Consider the following 17,830-nt stretch of genomic DNA (forward strand, 5'->3'; position numbering starts at 1 on the left):
ATGTCCGCGGGACGGGCTATTTGTCGATGTCGCCGACGACGAAGAAGAGCGAGCCCAGGATCGCCACCATGTCGGCCACCAATTGGCCCGGCAGCAGTACGGCCAGAACCTGGATGTTGTTGTACGAGGCGCTGCGCAGCTTCAGCCGGTACGGGGTCTTCTCCCCCTTGGAGACGAGGTAGTAGCCGTTGATGCCGAGCGGGTTCTCGGTCCAGGCGTACGTGTGCCCCTCGGGCGCCTTCAGGACCTTCGGCAGGCGCTGGTTGATCGGCCCCGGCGGGAGGTCGTCCATCCGGTCCAGGCAGGCCACGGCCAGGTCGAGCGCGTTGTGGGTCTGGTCCAGCAGGCATTCGAAGCGGGCCAGGCAGTCGCCCTCGGTGCGGGTGACCACCTTCAGGACGTCCTGGAGCTCGCCGTAGGCCAGGTACGGTTCGTCGCGGCGCAGGTCGAAGTCGACGCCGGAGGCGCGGGCGATCGGGCCGGAGACCCCGTACGCGTGCACCGCCTCGGCGGACAGGACGCCGACCCCGCGCGTGCGGGCGCGGAAGATCTCGTTCCCGTGGACCAGCTTGTCGTAGACGTCCATCCGCGTCCGGACGTCGGCGATCGCGGCGCGGGCCCGGCCGAGCCAGCCGGCCGGGAGGTCCTCCTTGAGGCCGCCGACGCGGTTGAACATGTAGTGCATGCGGCCGCCGGAGATCTCCTCCATCACGGCCTGGAGCTCCTCGCGCTCGCGGAACGCGTGGAAGATCGGGGTGATCCCACCCAGTTCGAGGGGGTACGAGCCGAGGAACATCAGGTGGTTCAGCACCCGGTTCAGCTCGGCCAGCAGCGTCCGCATCCACACGGCCCGCTCGGGGACCTCCATGCCGAGCATCCGCTCGACGGCCATGACCACGCCCAGCTCGTTCGAGAACGCGGACAGCCAGTCGTGGCGGTTCGCGAGCATCACGATCTGCCGGTAGTCGCGGGCCTCGAAGAGCTTCTCCGCACCGCGGTGCATGTAGCCGACCACCGGTTCGGCACTGACGATCCGCTCGCCGTCCAGGACGAGGCGCAGGCGCAGCACGCCGTGCGTGGAAGGGTGCTGGGGGCCGATGTTGAGCACCATGTCGGTGCTCTCCGCCGCTCCGCCGATACCGACCGTGGTCTCCGTCATGCGGGCATTGTCTCAGCCCTAGGGTGGACGCATGGAAACGGGGACGATGGGTGAGACGGGCGGACCCGCATGGGTCGGGCTGCCGGGCGGGCTGCTCACTCTGCGGCGGACGCTGTTGCTGATGTGGACGGTGCTGCTCGCCGTCGTGACCGCCGTCGTACTGGGGCTGACGCTCGGGGCGGCGTGGGCGGCCCTGGGTGCGTTCTGGCTCGCGGTCCTGGCCTGGGGCTGGGTGCTCCTCGGCCGGAACTGGCGGTCCTGGCGGTACGCCGAGCGCGCGGACGACCTGCTGATCAGCCGGGGCGTGCTGTGGCGGGAGGAGACCGTGGTGCCGTACGGGCGGATGCAACTGGTCGAGGTCACCTCCGGCCCGCTGGAGCGCCGCTTCGGCCTGGCCTCCGTACAGCTGCACACGGCCGCGGCCGCCACCGACGCCAAGATCCCCGGGCTGGTGCCGGCCGAGGCGGAGCGGCTGCGCGACCGGCTCACCGCCCTCGGCGAGGCAAGGTCGGCGGGCCTGTGAGCCCCGGCCCGCAGGGCTCGGCCCCCCGCCCCGAGGCACGCGACGCGCACACCGCACCCGAGCCGTCGGCGGCAGACGACCCCGTGCGTGCGAAGCCCGCCGCCGGCGAAGCATCCGCTGGTGAGCCGTCCGCCGCGGAACCCGCTCACGCGCCCGGGCCCGTACGTGGGGAAACCCCCGCCGAGCTCGCCGCAGGCGGCCCGGTGGAGCGCCGGTTGCACCCCTTCACCCCGCTGCGCCGCGCCTGGGTGCCGATCGCCGCGACCGTCGGCGTGATCGCCCAGCAGGGCGACCAGGCCGGGAGATGGGTGGCCGACCTGTCCGCCCTCCTGCGGGTGGCGGCGGTGGCGGGCCTGATCATGGTTTTCGGCGCCTACGGATTCCTGAGCTGGTGGTTCACCCACTACGCCATCACCGACACCGAACTGCGCATCCGCAGCGGGCTCTTCTTCCGCCGCACCGCGCACATCCGCCTCGACCGGCTCCAGGCCGTGGACGTCACCCGGCCCCTCCTGGCCCGGCTGACCGGCGTCGCCAGCCTCCGGCTCGACGTCATCGGCACCGAGGAGAAGGACCAGCTGTCCTTCCTCGGCGAGAAGGAGGCCGTCGCCCTGCGCGCCGAGCTCCTCGCCCGCGCGGCCGGCTTCGCCCCCGAGGAGGCCGTGAGCCTGGGCGAGGCCCCCGACCGCGAACTGCTGCGGGTGACCCCGCGCGAGCTCGTCGTGTCGCTCCTGCTCAACCTGGGCGTCTGGGCCCTGCTGGTCCCCGGGCTCACCGTGCCGGTCGTCGTGTGGTGGCTCAGCTCCAGCCCGTGGGCGGCCCTCGTCTCCGTGCTCCCGATGCTCGGCGCGGTCTGGGCGGGCACCGCGGGCCGCTTCCTCACAGAGTACGACTGGCGGGTCGCCGAGTCCCCGGACGGGCTGCGGCTGGACCACGGCCTGCTGGACCGGGCCCACGAGACCGTGCCGCCGGGGCGCGTGCAGAACGTACGGATCGTGGAGCCGCTGCTGTGGCGGCGGCGCGGCCTGGTCCGCGTCGAGCTGAAGGTCGCCGGCTCGAACAACGCCGTCCTGGTCCCGGTGGCCTCGCGGGACGCCGCCACCGCCGTCGTCGCCCGGGTGCTGCCCGGGGTGGACCTGGCTGCCCTGTCCTTCTCCGGCTCCCCGCGGACCGGGTCCCGCTGGGTGGTCCCGGTGTGGTGGAAGGGCTACGCCCTGGCGCTCTCCCCGGAGGTGTTCGCCGCCCGGCACGGCCGCCTGTGCCGGCGTACGGACATCGTCCCGCACGCCAAGGTGCAGAGCGTCCGCCTCACGCAGGGCCCGTGGGCCCGCGCCCGCGGCGTCGCCGACGTCCACGTGGACACCGGCGCGAACTGCACGGTCACGGCCCGGCTCCGCCCGGAGCCGGAGGCCGCGACCCTGCTGCACGACCAGGCCGCCCGCTCCCGCACCTCCCGGGCCGCGGCCCGTCCGGACCGCTGGATGACGTAGCCCCGGAAAGCCCGCCCGCCCCGCCACGCACGGCACCGGACGCCGCGGGGCCCGCCCTTCGGGCGGCCGGCGCTACTTTGCGGACACGCCCTAAGCCGCGCCGCCGCCCGCGCGGACCAGGCCCGTTTCGTACGCCAGGACCACCACCTGGACCCGGTCGCGCAGCCCGAGCTTGGTCAGGATGCGGCCCACGTGGGTCTTCACCGTCGCCTCGGAGAGGACCAGCCGGGCCGCGATCTCGCCGTTCGACAGGCCCTGCGCCACCAGCAGCATGACCTCGCGCTCGCGCTCCGTCAGCCGCTCGATCTCCTTGTTCTGCGGCTCCTGCGTGGTCGTCGGCAGCATCGGCGCGAAGCGGTCCAGCAGGCGCCGCGTCGTCGACGGGGCCACCACCGCGTCCCCGCTGTGCACCGAGCGGATGGCCGCGAGCAGCTCGCCCGGCGGGACGTCCTTCAGCATGAATCCGCTCGCGCCCGCCTTCAGGCCCGAGAAGGCGTACTCGTCCAGGTCGAAGGTGGTCAGGATGATCACCTTCGGGTGCTCCTCCGGCTCGCAGATCCGCCGCGTCGCCTCCACCCCGTCCAGCCGGGGCATCCGGACGTCCATCAGCACCACGTCCACCTTCGTGGCCCGCAGCACCTCCAGCGCCTCCAGGCCGTCTCCCGCCTCGGCGACCACCTCCATGTCCGGCTGGGCGGCGAGCACCATACGGAAACCGGTGCGCAGCAGCACCTGGTCGTCGACCAGCATCACGCGGATGGACATCAGTTACCTCGACCTCGTCATCTCTTCTTCAGGGGAAGCAGCGCGCTGATCCGGAAGCCGCCACCGGGCCGCGGCCCCGCGTCCAGGGTTCCGCCGACCATACCGATCCGCTCGCGCATGCCGATCAGCCCGTGCCCGGCGCCGTCGGCGCCGCCGTCCTCGTACAGCTCGTGGGCCGCGCCCCGGCCGTCGTCCTCGACCAGCAGGCCGAGCCCGTCGTCGAAGTAGACCAGCCGGACGCTGGCCTTCGCGCCGGGGCCGCCGTGCTTGCGGGTGTTGGTCAGCGCCTCCTGCACGATCCGGTACGCCGTCAGCTCGACCCCGCTGGGCAGCCGCCGCGGCGCGCCCTCGACCTCGAAGTCCACCGCGAGCCCGGCCGTCCGCACCTGCTCGACCAGGACCTCGATCTGCTCGACGTCCGGCTGGGGCACGTAGTCCTCGGACTCCTGCGGCTCGCCGGTGCGCAGGACGCCCAGCAGCCGGCGCATCTCCGCCAGCGCCTGGCGCCCGGTGCCGGAGATGGTCTGGAGGGCTTCCTTGGCCTGTTCGGGGGCCGCGTCCATGACGTACGCCGCCCCGTCCGCCTGGACCACCATCACCGAGACGTTGTGCGCGACGACGTCGTGCAGCTCGCGGGCGATCCGGGCGCGCTCGGCGGCTACGGCCACCTTGGCCTGGGCCTCGCGCTGGTTCTCCAGGCGCTGGTTCCGCTCGACGAGCTGGGCGTAGTAGGCCCGGCGGGTGCGCAGGGAGTCGCCCAGCACCCAGGCGAGGGCGAAGGGGACCATGGCGAACAGCGTGAAGAGGACGTTGTCGCGGAAGTCGCCCTTGTCCACCTGGAAGCGCAGGGCGTACAGGGGGGAGGCGAGGAAGCCGATGGCGAACGCGGTACGGGACATCCGGCGCGAGATTTCGGCGGAGGCGGCGACCGTGTACAGGATGATCAGCATCGCGAGGTCGGCGTTGTTCACCTCGGTATGGGTGATCAGCTTGTAGACGCCGGTAGCGACGGCGAGCCAGAACATCGCCTGCGTCCACTTGCGGCGCAGGGCCACCACGACGCCCATCGCGACCACCGCGGGGACGGCGAGCAGCCGTGCGGTGGTGCTGCTGAAGCTGTCGCCGGCGACTTGCAGCATCCCGATCCCGAAGAGGAAGACAGCCCAGAAGCTGTCGACGCCCGTCGGGTGTCTGCGGAGGAAGTCGTAGAGGCGCTGCACGTAACCCAGAGTAGGGAACGCAGATAGGTGCTGGAGTCAACCAGAGGTTCGAACCTGACGCCGGGGGCGTACTCCCCAAGGTGGACGGAAGCATAGCCTTTGTCCGGTGAGCTCTCAGGGTGAATGCGTGACTCCGGTCCGGTGGCGCAGTGCGATGGAGGCCGCGCTGTACGGTCCCGACGGCTTCTACGTGCGGCCCGGCGGGCCGGGACCCGCCGGGCACTTCCGTACCTCCGTGCACGCCTCGCCGCTGTACGCCGCGGCCGTGGCCCGGCTGCTGCGCTGGGTGGACGCCGAGCTCGGGCACCCGGCCGGGCTGGACCTGGTCGACGTCGGGGCCGGGCGGGGGGAGCTGCTGGCCGGGGTGCTCGCCGCGCTGGAGCCGCAGACGGCCGCGCGGGTGCGCCCGTACGCCGTGGAACGGGCGGAGCGGCCCGCCGGGCTCGACCCGCGGATCCGTTGGGTCGCGGCCCCGCCCGAAGGGACGACGGGGCTGCTCTTCGCCAACGAATGGCTGGACAACGTGCCGCTGGAGGTCGCCGAGGACGGGCACTACGTGCTGGTCGCCCCGGACGGTACGGAGAGCCCGGGCGGGCCGCTGGACGGCGCGGACCGGGCCTGGCTGGAGCGGTGGTGGCCCGGCGGTGGCCGCGCCGAGATCGGCCGGGCCCGCGACGAGGCCTGGGCGGCCGCCGCCGGGACCCTGGAGCGGGGCCTGGCGGTGGCGGTGGACTACGCCCACACCCGGGGCGCCCGGCCCCCCTACGGAACCCTGACGGGCTTTCGCGGCGGCCGGGAGGTCCCGCCGGTGCCGGACGGCTCCTGCGACGTCACCGCCCACGTGGCCCTGGACTCCTGCGCGGGGCCGGGGGCGGTCCTGCTGACCCAGCGCGAAGCCCTGGCCGCGCTCGGCGTCTCGGGCGCCCGGCCCCCGCTGGCCCTGGCCTCCACGGACCCGCTGGCCTACGTACGGGCCCTGTCCTCGGCCGGTGAAGCGGCGGAGCTCACGGACCGCGCCGGGCTGGGTGCTTTCGGCTGGCTGGTCCAGCCGGCCGGCATCCCGGCCCCGTCGTGGCCGGGAGCCGCGGGCCGGGCCTGATCGACGAGGCCCCCGGCCGCCGGGCAGACGCGCGGAGGGCCGGGATCCGCTGCGGGATCCCGGCCCTCCTGTCGACCTGCTCGCGTGCTTACTGCGTCAGCTCGTCGTGGCCCTGGTGCAGGCCGCCGCCGCTGCCCGTGCCGTCGGTCGGCTGCGAGACGACCGGCTTCGACAGCGGGGCCAGGTCGAAGGCGTAGTGGCCGACCGCGTCCGCGATGACGTCGACGTTGATGTCGAGCGCCTTCTGGTCGATGTTGGTGATGTCGTCACCCTTGCCGTGGTAGTTCACGTCGTAGGCGACGCCCGCCTGGCCACCGAACTTCGCGGCCTGCTCCGGGGTCTTGATGCCCTCGGCGCCGGTGAAGGTACCGCCGGACGGGATGCCCACCTCGATGAAGGGGCCGTAGTCCGAGCGGCCCGAGAAGTCCGTGCCCTCGTGCGGGATCTTCTTCGAGTCGAGGAAGTCGTTGATCCCCTTCTCCAGCTGGGCGGAGCCCTCCGGTCCGGGGCCCGCGCCGGTCGCGTCGGAGTCGTCGCCGTCGTAGACGAAGTACGCGGCGTTCGGCGAGGCGATCATGTCGAAGTTCAGGTAGAGCTTGATCTGCTTCTTCTGCGCGTCCGTCAGCCCGGCGACGTACGCCTCGGAGCCGAGCAGGCCGAACTCCTCCGCCGACCACCAGGCGAACTTGACCTTGTTCTTGATCTTCGACTGGCTGCTCGCGAGGCGCTGCGCGACCTGGAGGATGCCGGCCGAACCGGAACCGTTGTCGTTGATGCCGGGGCCGGCCGCGACCGAGTCGAGGTGCGAGCCGAGGAAGACGGTGTTGTTCTCGTCGCCGCCCTTGGTCTCGGCGATGACGTTGTACGTCTTGCGGTTCTCGCGCAGCTGCCGGATGTCGAGGGTGACCTCGACCGGACCGGCCGCGGCCTCGGCGGCGAGCTTCTCGCCGTCCTCCTGGGTGATGCCGCCCGTCGGGATCTTGCCCGCGTTCGGGTCGCCGAGGGTTCCGTTGAGGGCGCCCGCGGTGTTGTTGTAGATGATCGCGCCGACCGCGCCGGCCGATGCCGCGTTGGCCTGCTTCGCCGCGAAGGTGCAGCCGCCGCGCTTGACCAGGGCGATCTTGCCGGTGAAGGTGCCGGAGGCGAAGTCGCCGGGCTCGCAGCCGTTGGTCCCGTCCGCGTCGACCGGGGCGACCGCGACGCCGGCGGTCACACCGCCCTCGGGGCTGTTGGCCGTGTACGACATCAGGTGGATCGGTACGTCGCGCTGGTTCGCGCCGCCCACCGTCAGCTTCTCCTCGATGGTCTCGACGTACACGAAGTCGAACTCGTTCTTGGTGACCTTGTAACCGGCCGCCTTCATCACGGCCTCGACGTACTTGGCCGACTGCACGTGCCCCTTGGATCCGGCCGCGCGGTTGCCGTTGTTGTAGTCGGCGAGCGACTGCAGGACCTTGAGGTGGTTGTAGGCGCCCTTGCCGGTCGCTTCCTTGACCAGCTTCTTGGCGAGCGCGTCACCCCGGGCGGCGTCGCTCTGCGGGCTTCCGGTGGCGCCGGCCGGTCCGGCCAGCAGCAGCGGCGAGACGAGGGCTGCGGCTGCCAGGGCGGCGGTTGCTGCGGCTATACGACGTGAGGGCATGAAGGTCCTTCCACGGCAAAGGCGAGCAGGGCAGGGCGGAGCAGGGCACAGCGAGGCGGAGCGTCGTGGAGCGCGTTTGCAGAAGTGGTGCGCGTTACGTGGGGGATCGGTGGACGCACGTTAGACAGCAAGTGGCCACCATGGCCAGAGTTTTCGCCGATTCCGGTTTATGAATTCCGTATATCGGTGAGTCTGGGCCGCCCAAATCAAGCCAATCGCCCGCCGGTTGGCCCTAGCGGAGGATGCCCTCGATGAAGTCCGATCCGATGCGGGCGACCGCCGGCAGGTTCAACTGGTGCTGGGCGTAGCGGCCTTGGCGCCGCGTGTGCATCAGGCCGGCCTTCTTCAGGACGGCCAGGTGCCGCGACACCTCCGGCGCGGTGATCCCGTACACGGTCGCCAGCTCGCCCGTCGTGAACGGGGCCCGCGCCAGGCTCCGGCACAGCATCATCCGCATCGGGTGCGCCAGCGCCTCCATCCGCCGCTGGAGCAACTCCACCGAGCCGGGCTCGGAAGCCAGCTCGGGGGAGCCGAGCGGATAGTGGACCACCGGCCGCCAGCCCGGCGCGTGCAGCACCAGCAGGTGCGGCCAGCCGAAGTTGGTCGGTACGAAGACCAGGCCGGCGCCTATTCGGGGATCGGTCGCGGTCGTCGATCCGTGGACCATCTTGTCGGCGGTGATGGTGGTGCCGCCCTCGTCGACGCTCAGCGCCGCCGAGACCTCCTTCAGCACGGTCGGCAGCCCCTTGCGGCGCAGCACCTCCGTCTTGTGCCGGGCGTCGGCGCTCTGCCCGGGCTCCACGCGCTTCCACGTCTCGGCGAAGAAGGCCTCGTCGCAGTCCTCCAGCAGGCGCCGCATCCACACCCGGACGGCCGCCGTGTCGTCGAGGAGCCGCATGGAGAAGTCCAGCTGGCGCGGGCCGCGGGCGGCGGCCGTCTCCAGCGCCTTGGCCCGCGCCGCCGGGTTCGCCAGCGGCGAGGAGGCCGGGCCGCCCTCGTTGTAGAGGGCCAGCCAGCACTGCTCCAGGGCGGCCCGCACGAACCGCTCGTCGTCGAGGCGGTCGAGCACGTCCAGCGCCTCGGCCAGCGTCGCGGCCGGCTGCCCGGTTCCGCCGGGCAGCCCGGCGAAGGGCATGAAGATGTCGGAGAACGAGCTCCGCCACATGAAGTCGGCCTCCAGCAGCCGGTCCGCGAGGCACGGATCGAGCGAGGCGGCGGTGGCGGTGGTCCAGGAGGTCAGCCCGGGGTGGTGCGCGGGCTGGGAGAGCGCGTGCAGGGCCATGCAGAGCTCGGCGAGCGGAGAGGGCGCGAAAGTGATCCGCTCGATGGGCAGGCCTGCGATGTCGATCGTGACGCTCATCAGGCCATTCTGTCGTTCCGCGCACGCCGGGCACGCCGGGACGGGCCTGTCGGCCCCGCCGTACGGGTGGCCGCGGACGGCCCGGCGCGACGGCCGGACGAGTGATCGTTTATGGCCACGGGGGCGCTTACGAGCCGTCGATTGACGGGGAACGTTAATTGTCGTGCGCAACGCCGCCGACGGGGTGAGGCTTGGGTCATGACCGCAATCGAGCAGTACATGATCGACACCTACCGGGCCTCCCAGCAGGGCGCCCCGATGCCCCCGCCGCCCGGGCGCGACGACGTCGCCGTCCTGCGCTCGCTCCGCTCGTACGAACAGGCCCGCGCCGTCCTGGACGGCAGATCGGGCCGCCACCCCTGGCGCGCCGCCCTGCGCCGGATATTCGTCCGCCCGCGGGCGTGCTGATCCGGCGAGGCCCCGAGCCCGGCCCGGCCCGGGACCCCTCCGCCCGCACTACACGAAATTCGGCGCGTTGCGCTCGTACACCAGCCGCAGCCCGATCAGCGTCAGCCACGGCTCGTGGTCGTCGATCACCGAGGACTCGCCCAGCACCATCGGAGCCAGCCCGCCGGTGGCGATGACCCGCACGTCGTCCGGGTCGCCGTGCGGTCCGGCCAGCTCCTTCGCCATCCGGGTCACGACCCCGTCGACCTGCCCGGCGAAGCCGTAGACCACGCCCGACTGCATCGCCTCGACCGTGGACTTCCCGATCACGTTGCGCGGCCGCGCCAGCTCGATCTTCCGCAGCTGGGCACCCCGTACGCCGAGCGCGTCCATCGAGATCTCGATGCCCGGGGAGATCACCCCGCCCACGTACTCGCCCTTCGCGGACACCGCGTCGAAGGTGGTCGCCGTACCGAGGTCGACCACGATCGCCGGGCCCCCGTAGAGCTCGACCACCGCGACCGCGTTCACGATGCGGTCCGCGCCGACCTCCTTCGGGTTGTCCATGAGGATCGGCACGCCCGTCTTGGTGCCCGGCTCCACGATCACCGCGGGCACGTCGCCGTAGTAGCGGCGGGTCACCTCGCGGAGCTCGTGCAGGACCGACGGCACCGCCGAGCAGATCGCGATGCCGTGGATCCCGTCGCCGAGCTCGCTGCCGAGCATCGGGTGCATGCCCATCAGCCCCTGCATCAGCACGGCCATCTCGTCGGCCGTGCGCTGCGGGTCGGTCGAGATGCGCCAGTGTTCGACGATCTCGTCACCGTCGAACAGGCCCAGGACCGTTTGGGTGTTGCCCACGTCGATGGTGAGGAGCACGGGTTACACCGCCTCGCGCAGATCGAGCCCGATGTCCAGGATCGGCGAGGAGTGGGTCAGCGCGCCGACCGCCAGGTAGTCCACGCCGGTCTCCGCGTACGCGCGGGCGGTGTCCAGGGACAGGCGGCCGGAGGACTCCAGCACCGCGCGGCCGGCCACCAGGGCCACGGCCTGCGCGGTCTGCTCGACCGTGAAGTTGTCCAGCAGGATCAGGTCGGCGCCGGCCTCCAGGACCTCGCCGATCTGCTCCAGCGTGTCGACCTCGACCTCGATCGGGACCTCGGGGAAGGCCTCGCGCACGGCCTTGAAGGCCTGGGCGACGCCGCCCGCCGCCACCACGTGGTTGTCCTTGACCAGCGCCGCGTCCGAGAGCGACATCCGGTGGTTGACGCCGCCGCCGCAGCGCACCGCGTACTTCTCCAGCGAGCGCAGGCCCGGCGTCGTCTTGCGGGTGTCGCGGACCTTCGCCGAGGTGCCCTCCAGCACGTCGGCCCAGCGGCGGGTGGCCGTCGCGATGCCCGACAGCCGGCACAGGATGTTCAGCGCGCTGCGCTCCGCCGTGAGCAGGTCACGGGTGCGCGAGCGCACGGACAGCAGCAGCTGCCCGGCCTGGACGGCGTCGCCGTCCTCCGCGTGCCGCTCCACCTCGAAGGCCTCCGTGCAGACCACGGAGAACACGGCCTCGGCGATCCGCAGACCGGCCACGACACCGTCCTCGCGCGCGACGAAGTCGGCGACGGCCTCGGCCTCCTCCGGCACGGTCGCCACCGTCGTCACGTCCACGCCGCCGTCCAGGTCCTCGGACAGCGCCATGTGCGCGATGTCCTCGACCTCGATCGGGTCCAGGCCGGCGTCGGCGAGCAGCTGCGCCAGCGCCGGGTCCAGGCCGCTCTCCTCGCCGTCGCCGCAGGCGCAGTCGTCGCCGCAGCCGCCGTCGTTCTGGTCGATCAGGGGAAGTTCGGGGGTGCTCACGGTCACTGCTCCAGGCTCGGGGTGCTCAGGGGGTGCACGGACGGGAAGTCCGCGGAGTCGGTGGGTACGACGACCAGGGCGCGCTTCTCGGTCGCCGAGAGCCGGACGACGAGATGGCGGCGCCAGTGGGCATCGTCCCGCTCGGGGTGGTCCTCGCGCCAGTGGCAGCCGCGGGTCTCCACGCGCCGCTGCGCGGCGGCGACCAGGACCCGCGCCACGCACAGCAGGTTCGTGGCCTCCCAGGTGTCCACGCCCGGCTCGGCGGTCTTGCCGTGCGCTTCGAGGTCGTTCAGGGCGGTGGCGTACAGCGCTTCGAGGGCGTCGGCCGCGGCACTGAGCGAGTCGGCGGAGCGCAGCACGCCCGCGCCCTCCGTCATGATCCGCTGGACCTCGTACCGGGCCGCGCCGGGCTGCAGCGGGCCGGTCGCCGGGACCGGTATGCCCGGGCCGCTGCCCGCGGGCCGCTCGGCGACGATGTCCTCGGCGATCCGCTCGGCGAAGACCAGACCCTCCAGCAGGGAGTTGGAGGCCAGCCGGTTCGCGCCGTGCACACCGGTGCAGGCGACCTCGCCGCAGGCGTACAGGCCGGGGACGGTGGTCCGCCCGTGCAGGTCGGTGCGGACGCCGCCGGACGCGTAGTGCGCGGCGGGCGCCACCGGGATGGGCTCGGTCACCGGGTCGATGCCGTGGGAACGGCAGGCGGCCAGGATGGTCGGGAAGCGCTGCTCCCACATCTGCGCGCCGAAGTGCCGGGCGTCGAGGTACATGTGCTGCGCGCCCTGCTCCTGCATGCGGCGCATGATGCCCTTGGCGACGATGTCGCGCGGCGCCAGCTCGGCGAGCTCGTGCTGGCCCTGCATGAAGCGCACGCCGTCCGCGTCGACGAGGTGCGCGCCCTCGCCCCGGACCGCCTCCGACACCAGCGGCTGCTGTCCCTCGGCGTCCGGGCCGAGGAAGAGCACCGTCGGGTGGAACTGCACGAATTCGAGGTCGGAGACCTCGGCGCCGGCCCGCAGCGCGAGCGCCACGCCGTCACCGGTGGACACCGACGGGTTGGTGGTGGCGGAGAAGACCTGGCCCATGCCGCCGGTCGCGAGGATCACGGCGGGCGCGTGCACGGCGCCCACCCCGTCGTGCTGGCCCTCGCCCATGACGTGCAGGGTCACACCGGCCGTACGGCCCTGCGCGTCTTGCAGCAGGTCCAGCACGAGCGCGTTCTCCACGGTCTCGATGCCCGCGGCCTGGACGGCCTCGACGAGCGCCCGGGAGATCTCGGCGCCGGTGGCGTCGCCGCCCGCGTGCGCGATCCGGCGGCGGTGGTGCCCGCCCTCGCGGGTCAGCTCTATCTCGCCGGTCTCCGTGGAGGTGTCGAAGACCGCGCCGGTGGCCATCAGCCGCCGTACCGCGTCGGGGCCCTCGGTGACGAGCAGCCGGACGGCCTCCTCGTCGCACAGGCCCGCACCGGCGACCAGCGTGTCGTCGAGGTGCTGCTCCGGGGTGTCGCCCTCGCCGAGGGCCGCGGCGATGCCGCCCTGGGCCCAGCGGGTGGAGCCGTCGTCGAGCCGGGCCTTGGTGACCACGACGGTACGGCGGCCCCCGGCGGCGCAGCGCAGCGCGGCGGTCAGGCCCGCCACGCCGGAACCGACGACCACGACGTCGGCGTCGAGGGACCAGCCGGGGGCCGGGGCGTGCAGCCGTATGCCGGTGCCTTCGCCTGCCCCGTCCGACGGGATGCCTCTGCCTGGGGTGCTCACGAGTGTGCTCCGAATTCCAATGGGATGTTGTCGATCAGCCGGGTCGAGCCCACCTTCGCGGCCACGGCCAACACGGCCTGCCCGGTGAAGTCCTGACCGGTCTCGGTGAAGTCCAGCGGGTCCACCAGCGCCAGGTAGTCCAGCACGAGCGGCGGCTCGTGGCGGCCCGCCTCGTCCAGGACGTGCAGCGCGGCGGCCCGTACGGCGTCCGGCAGACCGGCGCCGGCCGCCGAGACGGCGTGCGCGTCGGCGGAGGCACGGATCTCGCCGAGGCGGGCCAGGGCGGTGGCCCGCTCGTCGCTGGCCGGGGAGGCCTCGGCGCGGGCGCGCAGCGCCGCCTGCGCGGCGAGCCGGTCGCGGCCGGCGAACAGGGCGCGGGACAGGGCCAGGGCGGTGTGCCGCTCCGCGGCGGAGAGGTAGCGGTTGCGGGACGACAGCGCGAGCCCGTCCTCCTCGCGGACGGTCGGTACGCCGACCACCTCGACGGGGAAGTTCAGGTCGGTCACCATCCGCCGGATCAGGGCCAGTTGCTGCGCGTCCTTCTGGCCGAAGAGGGCCAGGTCGGGGCGGGTGAGGTGGAGCAGCTTGGCGACGACGGTGAGCATTCCGTCGAAGTGCCCGGGGCGGGTGGCCCCTTCGAGGCGCTCGCCCATGGGGCCGGCGCTGATCCGCACCTGCGGGTCGCCGCCCGGGTAGACCTCGTCGACCGCCGGGGCGAACACGGCGTCGGCACCCGCCCCTTCGGCGATCGCCACGTCGGCGTCGAGGGTGCGGGGGTAGCGGTCGAGGTCCTCGCCCGCCCCGAACTGCAGCGGGTTGACGAAGACGGTGACGACGACCTGTCCCTCGGGCCCGGCCTGTTCGCGGGCCGTGCGGATCAAGGTGGCGTGGCCCTCGTGCAGGGCGCCCATGGTCATCACCACGGCCCGGCGGCCGGTGCGCGACAGCTTGTGCAGCTCCTCCGCGGTGTGCAGCAGCAGGTCGGTCACTGGTCGCCCCCGTCGGACTCCGTGTCGGCGAGCACGCCGAGCAGGTCCTCGGCGAGTTCGGGCTTGAGCAGACCGTGCGCGAGGGCCCGGTCCGCGGTCGTACGGGCCATCGCCAGGTAACCGGGGACCGCTGCGGGCGCGTGCCGGCGCAGCTCCGAGACGTGCGCCCTGACCGTACCGGCGTCCCCGCGGGCCACCGGCCCGGTCAGGGCGCCGTCACCGGAGCGCAGGGCGTTGTCGAGGGCCGCGCCGAGCAGCGGGCCGAGCATCCGGTCGGGGTGCTCCACCCCGGCCTTGGCCAGCAGCTCCATGGACTGGGCGACCAGCGTGACCAGGTGGTTCGCGCCGAGGGCCAGGGCCGCGTGGTAGAGCGGACGGTCCTCCTCCCGGATCCACTCGGGCTCCCCGCCCATCTCGATGACCAGGGCCTCGGCGGCCAGGCGCAGCTCTTCGGGGGCGGTGACCCCGAAGGAGCAGCCGGCGAGCCGCTGCACGTCGACCTCGGTGCCGGTGAAGGTCATCGCCGGGTGCAGGGCCAGCGGCAGGGCGCCCGCGCGGCGCGCGGGGTCGAGCACGGAGGTCCCGTACCGGCCGGAGGTGTGCACCAGGAGCTGTCCGGGCCGGACCGCGCCGGTGTCGGCGAGGCCCTCCACGAGGGACGGCAGCGCGTCGTCGGGGACGGTCAGGAGCACCAGGTCGGCCAGCTCCAGCACCTGCGCGGGCGGTACGAGCGGCACGTCGGGCAGCATCCGCTCGGCCCGGCGCACGGACGTGTCGGAGACTCCGGAGACGGCGACGGGCCGGTGCCCGGCCTGCTGGAGCGCACGCGCCAGCGCGGGACCGACGCGGCCGGCACCGACGACGCCGACGGCGAGCCGGGCAGGGCGTGGCTGCTGTGATGGATTCACGCGGGGGAGGCCCTTCCGTTCCAGTCCGCGGGGGTACCGGACGATACGCCGCCATGCTAGCTCCTGGGGCAATTGGCCGGTCGGCGGCGACGGGAGCGAGGATCTTTCCCCATGAGTGACAACAGCGAGGACACCGAACGTACGAAGCGGCTGGTCGCGGCCTGGCGCGGGGCGGAGCGGAGGCTGTCCCGCAGTCTGCTGGAGCCCACCGTGGGGGAGCTGCTCGGCTCGCTCGCCGAAGCCCCGTACGACATGGACGGGCCGGCCGACGTCTACGGCGACGGGGTCGTCACCACGCTGGAGCGCAAGGTCGCCGAGCTGCTCGGGACCCAGGACGCGGCGTTCTTCCCCACCGGCACGATGGCCCAGCAGATCGCGCTGCGGTGCTGGGCGGGTCGGACCGGGAACCCGGTGGTGGCCCTGCACCCGATGAGCCATCCGGAGCGGTGGGAGGGGGACGCCCTGTCGGTCGTCTCCGGGCTGCGGGTGGCGCACCCGACCACGGAGGCCCGCCCGCCGTCGGCCGCGGACGTCGAGGCGCTCCGGGAGCCCTTCGGCACGCTGATGGTGGAGCTGCCCCTGCGGGAGGCGGGCTTCCTGCTGCCCACCTGGGAGGAGCTGGAGGCGCTCACCGAAGCGGCCCGGGAGCGGGACGCGGTCGTCCACTTCGACGGGGCCCGGCTGTGGGAGTCCACCGTCCACTTCGGCCGCACCCTGCCCGAGATCGCGGGCCTCGCGGACTCCGTCTACGTCTCCTTCTACAAGTCGCTCGGCGGCCTCAGTGGGGCGGCCCTGGCGGGGCCCCGGGAGTTCGTGGAGGAGACCCGGGTCTGGCGGCACCGCTACGGCGGCCAGGTCTTCCGGCAGTTCCCGCAGGCCCTCTCGGCGCTCGCCGGACTGGAACGGGAACTGCCCCGGCTGCCGTCGTACGTGGCCCAGGCGCGGGTGGTGGCCGGGGCGCTGCGCTCGGCGTTCGCGGATTCGGGGGTCCCGTGGGCCCGGATCAACCCGGAGGAGCCGCACACCCACCAGTTCCAGGTGTGGCTCCCGTACGAGGCGGACCGGCTGACGGAGGCGGGCCTGCGGCAGGCGGAGGAGACGGGGACGGTCCTCTTCCGTCGCTGGTCCGCCGACGGCCCGCCGGGCCTCGCGGTGACGGAACTGGAAATCACGCAGCCGGGGCTGTCCTGGACGGAGTCCGACGTCCACGAAGCGGTTTCGGCCTTCGTGGCCCGGATCTGAAGGACCCGATCCAGCCCCACCCACCCCTCCAGCCCCGCGGGCGTCTGAGGCGCGGGGCTTGGAGCGGAGCCCGCACTTCCAGCCCCGCCGGCGTTTGAGGCGCGGGGTCCGGGGGCGGAGCCCCGGGAAACGGCGAAAGGGCGGGGCGGGGAGAGGCCCCGCGCAGCGGCACCCGCACCCGCACCCGCACCCACATCCGCGCCCCCGGAAGGCAAGGGCGAAATGCGGAATTCCCCAAAGCCACCGGCGCAAGCCGGCCACGGCGTTACCGTCATTGACGGCAATTACCGGCCATCGCGCCCGGAGGAGACACCATGACCACTCAGCCCGCGTGGCGGAAGTCCTCGTTCTGCAGTGAGGGCGACGCCTGCGTCTACGTCGCCACCGCCCCCGGAGCCCTCGTCAAGGTCGCCGACCGCGCCGACCCCGCCCACCTCGTGCTCGCCACCACCCAAGCCGCCTGGGCCGACTTCCTGCGCGCGGTCAAAGAGACCGGCTGAGGGACCCGCCGAGCGCGCCGCACCCGCGATCAGGGGATTTTGTCCGATTAGCGCGTATCTTCGGCCCATGCCCACGCCCTACGGATCCCGCGGCGGCATGGCGTTCAGCGCCGCTGAGCTGCACCTGCTCACGCGCCTCCTCGCCCACGCCCTTCAGTCCCCCTCGGCCCCCCTGGCGGCCGAGGAGGTCCAGGACTGCCTGCGCCTCGCGCAGTCGGTGGACGAAGCGGTCCAGGAGGCGGGCCGGCTCAGAGCGTTCCTCCTCGCGGACCTCGCCCGCTACCGCGGCGCCCTGCCCGGCAGTCTCTCCGGCTACCTGGAGCTGCTGCAGGACGCCCTGGCCGCCGGGTACGAACCGGAGCCCGACGACCTCGCCGCCCTGCGGGCGCTGCGCGCCAACCCGATCGCCGCCGCGCTGCTGGAACGGGTCCGGACGGTCGCGGAGCGCTCCGTACGGCGGCGGCTGTCGACCGCCCCCGCGCCCCGGACCCGGCTGCTGGCCCTGGCCGGCGGCAAGGAGAAGGACGAGCCGCCGGCCCGCCCGGCTCCGCACCCCAAGGAGCCGCCCCGCCCGGAGCGGCCGATTCCGACCCCCGGTGAGGTGTTCCCGCCGCGCCGCAAGCCCACCCCGCCCCCGGCGGCCGGGCTGGCCGCCGGGTAGCTACGCTGTGGGGCATGGACTACGTTTCCGCGCTCGTGCCCCCCTTCGTGATGGCCGTGTTCTTCATTGCTCTCGTCATGACGATCGTGAAGAGCCAGGGCGGTTCCAACAAGGCCAAGGAGGACGCGGCGGTCGATGCCGTGCTCGCCCGGGCCGAAGCCACTCAGCAGCAGCAGAAGTAACCCTCGGGGCGTGCGGCTTCACCGGCCGTGCGCCCTATTTTCCGGCGCGTTGCCGAGCGAGTAGTCGGGCAATTCAGCACAAGCCGCACTATCGTGCTGCT

At 73.0% G+C, this 17,830-nt stretch carries 18 protein-coding genes; 8 read left to right on the forward strand and 10 right to left on the reverse strand.

Annotated elements, in window-relative coordinates; all coding sequences use genetic code 11:
- Positions 1 to 16: 16 nt before the first annotated feature.
- Entirely contained in the window at positions 17 to 1,159 is a 1,143-nt protein-coding gene (locus tag OG594_RS25090; protein WP_266603405.1) for an NADH-quinone oxidoreductase subunit D, read from the reverse strand.
- Positions 1,160 to 1,190: 31 nt separating this feature from the next.
- Between OG594_RS25090 and OG594_RS25095 the strand changes: the two genes are divergently transcribed.
- Both OG594_RS25095 and OG594_RS25100 read left to right on the forward strand, forming a co-directional pair.
- Complete coding sequence (locus tag OG594_RS25095; RefSeq protein ID WP_266603407.1) at positions 1,191 to 1,682, forward strand: PH domain-containing protein; 492 nt, start codon at positions 1,191 to 1,193, stop codon at positions 1,680 to 1,682.
- Positions 1,683 to 1,885: 203 nt separating this feature from the next.
- Positions 1,886 to 3,172: a PH domain-containing protein gene (locus OG594_RS25100; protein ID WP_266606572.1), complete on the forward strand. Its 1,287-nt coding sequence runs from the start codon at positions 1,886 to 1,888 to the stop codon at positions 3,170 to 3,172.
- Between the two features lie 90 nt (positions 3,173 to 3,262).
- On the opposite strand, the gene OG594_RS25105 is transcribed toward OG594_RS25100, so the two are convergent.
- Both OG594_RS25105 and OG594_RS25110 read right to left on the reverse strand, forming a co-directional pair.
- The gene (locus tag OG594_RS25105) at positions 3,263 to 3,937 is read right to left on the reverse strand and encodes a response regulator transcription factor (RefSeq protein ID WP_266603410.1); all 675 of its coding nucleotides are present in this window, start codon (positions 3,935 to 3,937) and stop codon (positions 3,263 to 3,265) included.
- 17 nt (positions 3,938 to 3,954) lie between these two features.
- Positions 3,955 to 5,157: a sensor histidine kinase gene (locus OG594_RS25110; RefSeq protein ID WP_266603412.1), complete on the reverse strand. Its 1,203-nt coding sequence runs from the start codon at positions 5,155 to 5,157 to the stop codon at positions 3,955 to 3,957.
- A 154-nt stretch (positions 5,158 to 5,311) separates the two neighbouring features.
- Here OG594_RS25110 and OG594_RS25115 point away from each other — a divergent pair, with 154 nt between their 5' ends.
- On the forward strand, positions 5,312 to 6,256 hold the full coding sequence (locus OG594_RS25115; RefSeq protein WP_266606573.1) for an SAM-dependent methyltransferase: 945 nt from the start codon (positions 5,312 to 5,314) through the stop codon (positions 6,254 to 6,256).
- Positions 6,257 to 6,344: 88 nt separating this feature from the next.
- Here OG594_RS25115 and OG594_RS25120 read toward each other — a convergent pair whose 3' ends face one another.
- Together OG594_RS25120 and OG594_RS25125 are read right to left on the reverse strand one after the other, a co-directional pair.
- The gene (locus OG594_RS25120; protein ID WP_266603414.1) at positions 6,345 to 7,895 is read right to left on the reverse strand and encodes a M28 family metallopeptidase; all 1,551 of its coding nucleotides are present in this window, start codon (positions 7,893 to 7,895) and stop codon (positions 6,345 to 6,347) included.
- A 232-nt stretch (positions 7,896 to 8,127) separates the two neighbouring features.
- Positions 8,128 to 9,255, reverse strand: a complete 1,128-nt coding sequence (locus OG594_RS25125) for a DUF5937 family protein (RefSeq protein WP_266603416.1) — start codon at positions 9,253 to 9,255, stop codon at positions 8,128 to 8,130.
- Positions 9,256 to 9,453: 198 nt separating this feature from the next.
- On the opposite strand from OG594_RS25125, the gene OG594_RS25130 reads away from it, so the two are divergent.
- Positions 9,454 to 9,663: a hypothetical protein gene (locus OG594_RS25130; RefSeq protein ID WP_266603419.1), complete on the forward strand. Its 210-nt coding sequence runs from the start codon at positions 9,454 to 9,456 to the stop codon at positions 9,661 to 9,663.
- Positions 9,664 to 9,711: 48 nt separating this feature from the next.
- On the opposite strand, the gene OG594_RS25135 is transcribed toward OG594_RS25130, so the two are convergent.
- From OG594_RS25135 to OG594_RS25155, 5 genes are read right to left on the reverse strand one after another with little or no spacing between them, the layout of a single operon-like run.
- Positions 9,712 to 10,521 carry a type III pantothenate kinase gene (locus tag OG594_RS25135; protein ID WP_266603421.1) on the reverse strand — a complete coding sequence of 270 codons (810 nt, stop codon included), beginning with the start codon at positions 10,519 to 10,521 and terminating at the stop codon, positions 9,712 to 9,714.
- Positions 10,522 to 10,524: 3 nt separating this feature from the next.
- Positions 10,525 to 11,493: a carboxylating nicotinate-nucleotide diphosphorylase gene (gene nadC / locus OG594_RS25140; RefSeq protein WP_266603423.1), complete on the reverse strand. Its 969-nt coding sequence runs from the start codon at positions 11,491 to 11,493 to the stop codon at positions 10,525 to 10,527.
- A gap of 2 nt (positions 11,494 to 11,495) precedes the next feature.
- Positions 11,496 to 13,247, reverse strand: coding sequence for an L-aspartate oxidase (locus OG594_RS25145; RefSeq protein ID WP_266603425.1), 1,752 nt, complete (start codon positions 13,245 to 13,247; stop codon positions 11,496 to 11,498).
- Positions 13,244 to 14,236: a pantoate--beta-alanine ligase gene (panC, locus tag OG594_RS25150; protein ID WP_266603427.1), complete on the reverse strand. Its 993-nt coding sequence runs from the start codon at positions 14,234 to 14,236 to the stop codon at positions 13,244 to 13,246. The genes OG594_RS25145 and panC overlap by 4 nt, the downstream gene beginning before the upstream one ends.
- A complete protein-coding gene (locus tag OG594_RS25155) occupies positions 14,233 to 15,144 on the reverse strand; it encodes a Rossmann-like and DUF2520 domain-containing protein (RefSeq protein ID WP_266603429.1) in 912 nt (303 codons plus the stop codon). The genes panC and OG594_RS25155 overlap by 4 nt, the downstream gene beginning before the upstream one ends.
- Positions 15,145 to 15,255: 111 nt before the next feature.
- On the opposite strand from OG594_RS25155, the gene OG594_RS25160 reads away from it, so the two are divergent.
- The 4 genes from OG594_RS25160 (at position 15,256) to OG594_RS25175 (ending at position 17,729) form a co-directional block, all read left to right on the forward strand.
- A complete protein-coding gene (locus OG594_RS25160; RefSeq protein ID WP_266603431.1) occupies positions 15,256 to 16,386 on the forward strand; it encodes a low specificity L-threonine aldolase in 1,131 nt (376 codons plus the stop codon).
- A gap of 314 nt (positions 16,387 to 16,700) precedes the next feature.
- The gene (locus OG594_RS25165; protein ID WP_030389722.1) at positions 16,701 to 16,886 is read left to right on the forward strand and encodes a DUF397 domain-containing protein; all 186 of its coding nucleotides are present in this window, start codon (positions 16,701 to 16,703) and stop codon (positions 16,884 to 16,886) included.
- A 67-nt stretch (positions 16,887 to 16,953) separates the two neighbouring features.
- Positions 16,954 to 17,547, forward strand: coding sequence for a hypothetical protein (locus OG594_RS25170; protein WP_266603441.1), 594 nt, complete (start codon positions 16,954 to 16,956; stop codon positions 17,545 to 17,547).
- A gap of 14 nt (positions 17,548 to 17,561) precedes the next feature.
- Positions 17,562 to 17,729, forward strand: coding sequence for a hypothetical protein (locus OG594_RS25175; protein ID WP_030009899.1), 168 nt, complete (start codon positions 17,562 to 17,564; stop codon positions 17,727 to 17,729).
- Positions 17,730 to 17,830: the final 101 nt, after the last annotated feature.

The sequence above is a fragment of the Streptomyces sp. NBC_01214 genome, from assembly GCF_026340975.1.
Classification (GTDB): Bacteria; Actinomycetota; Actinomycetes; order Streptomycetales; family Streptomycetaceae; genus Streptomyces.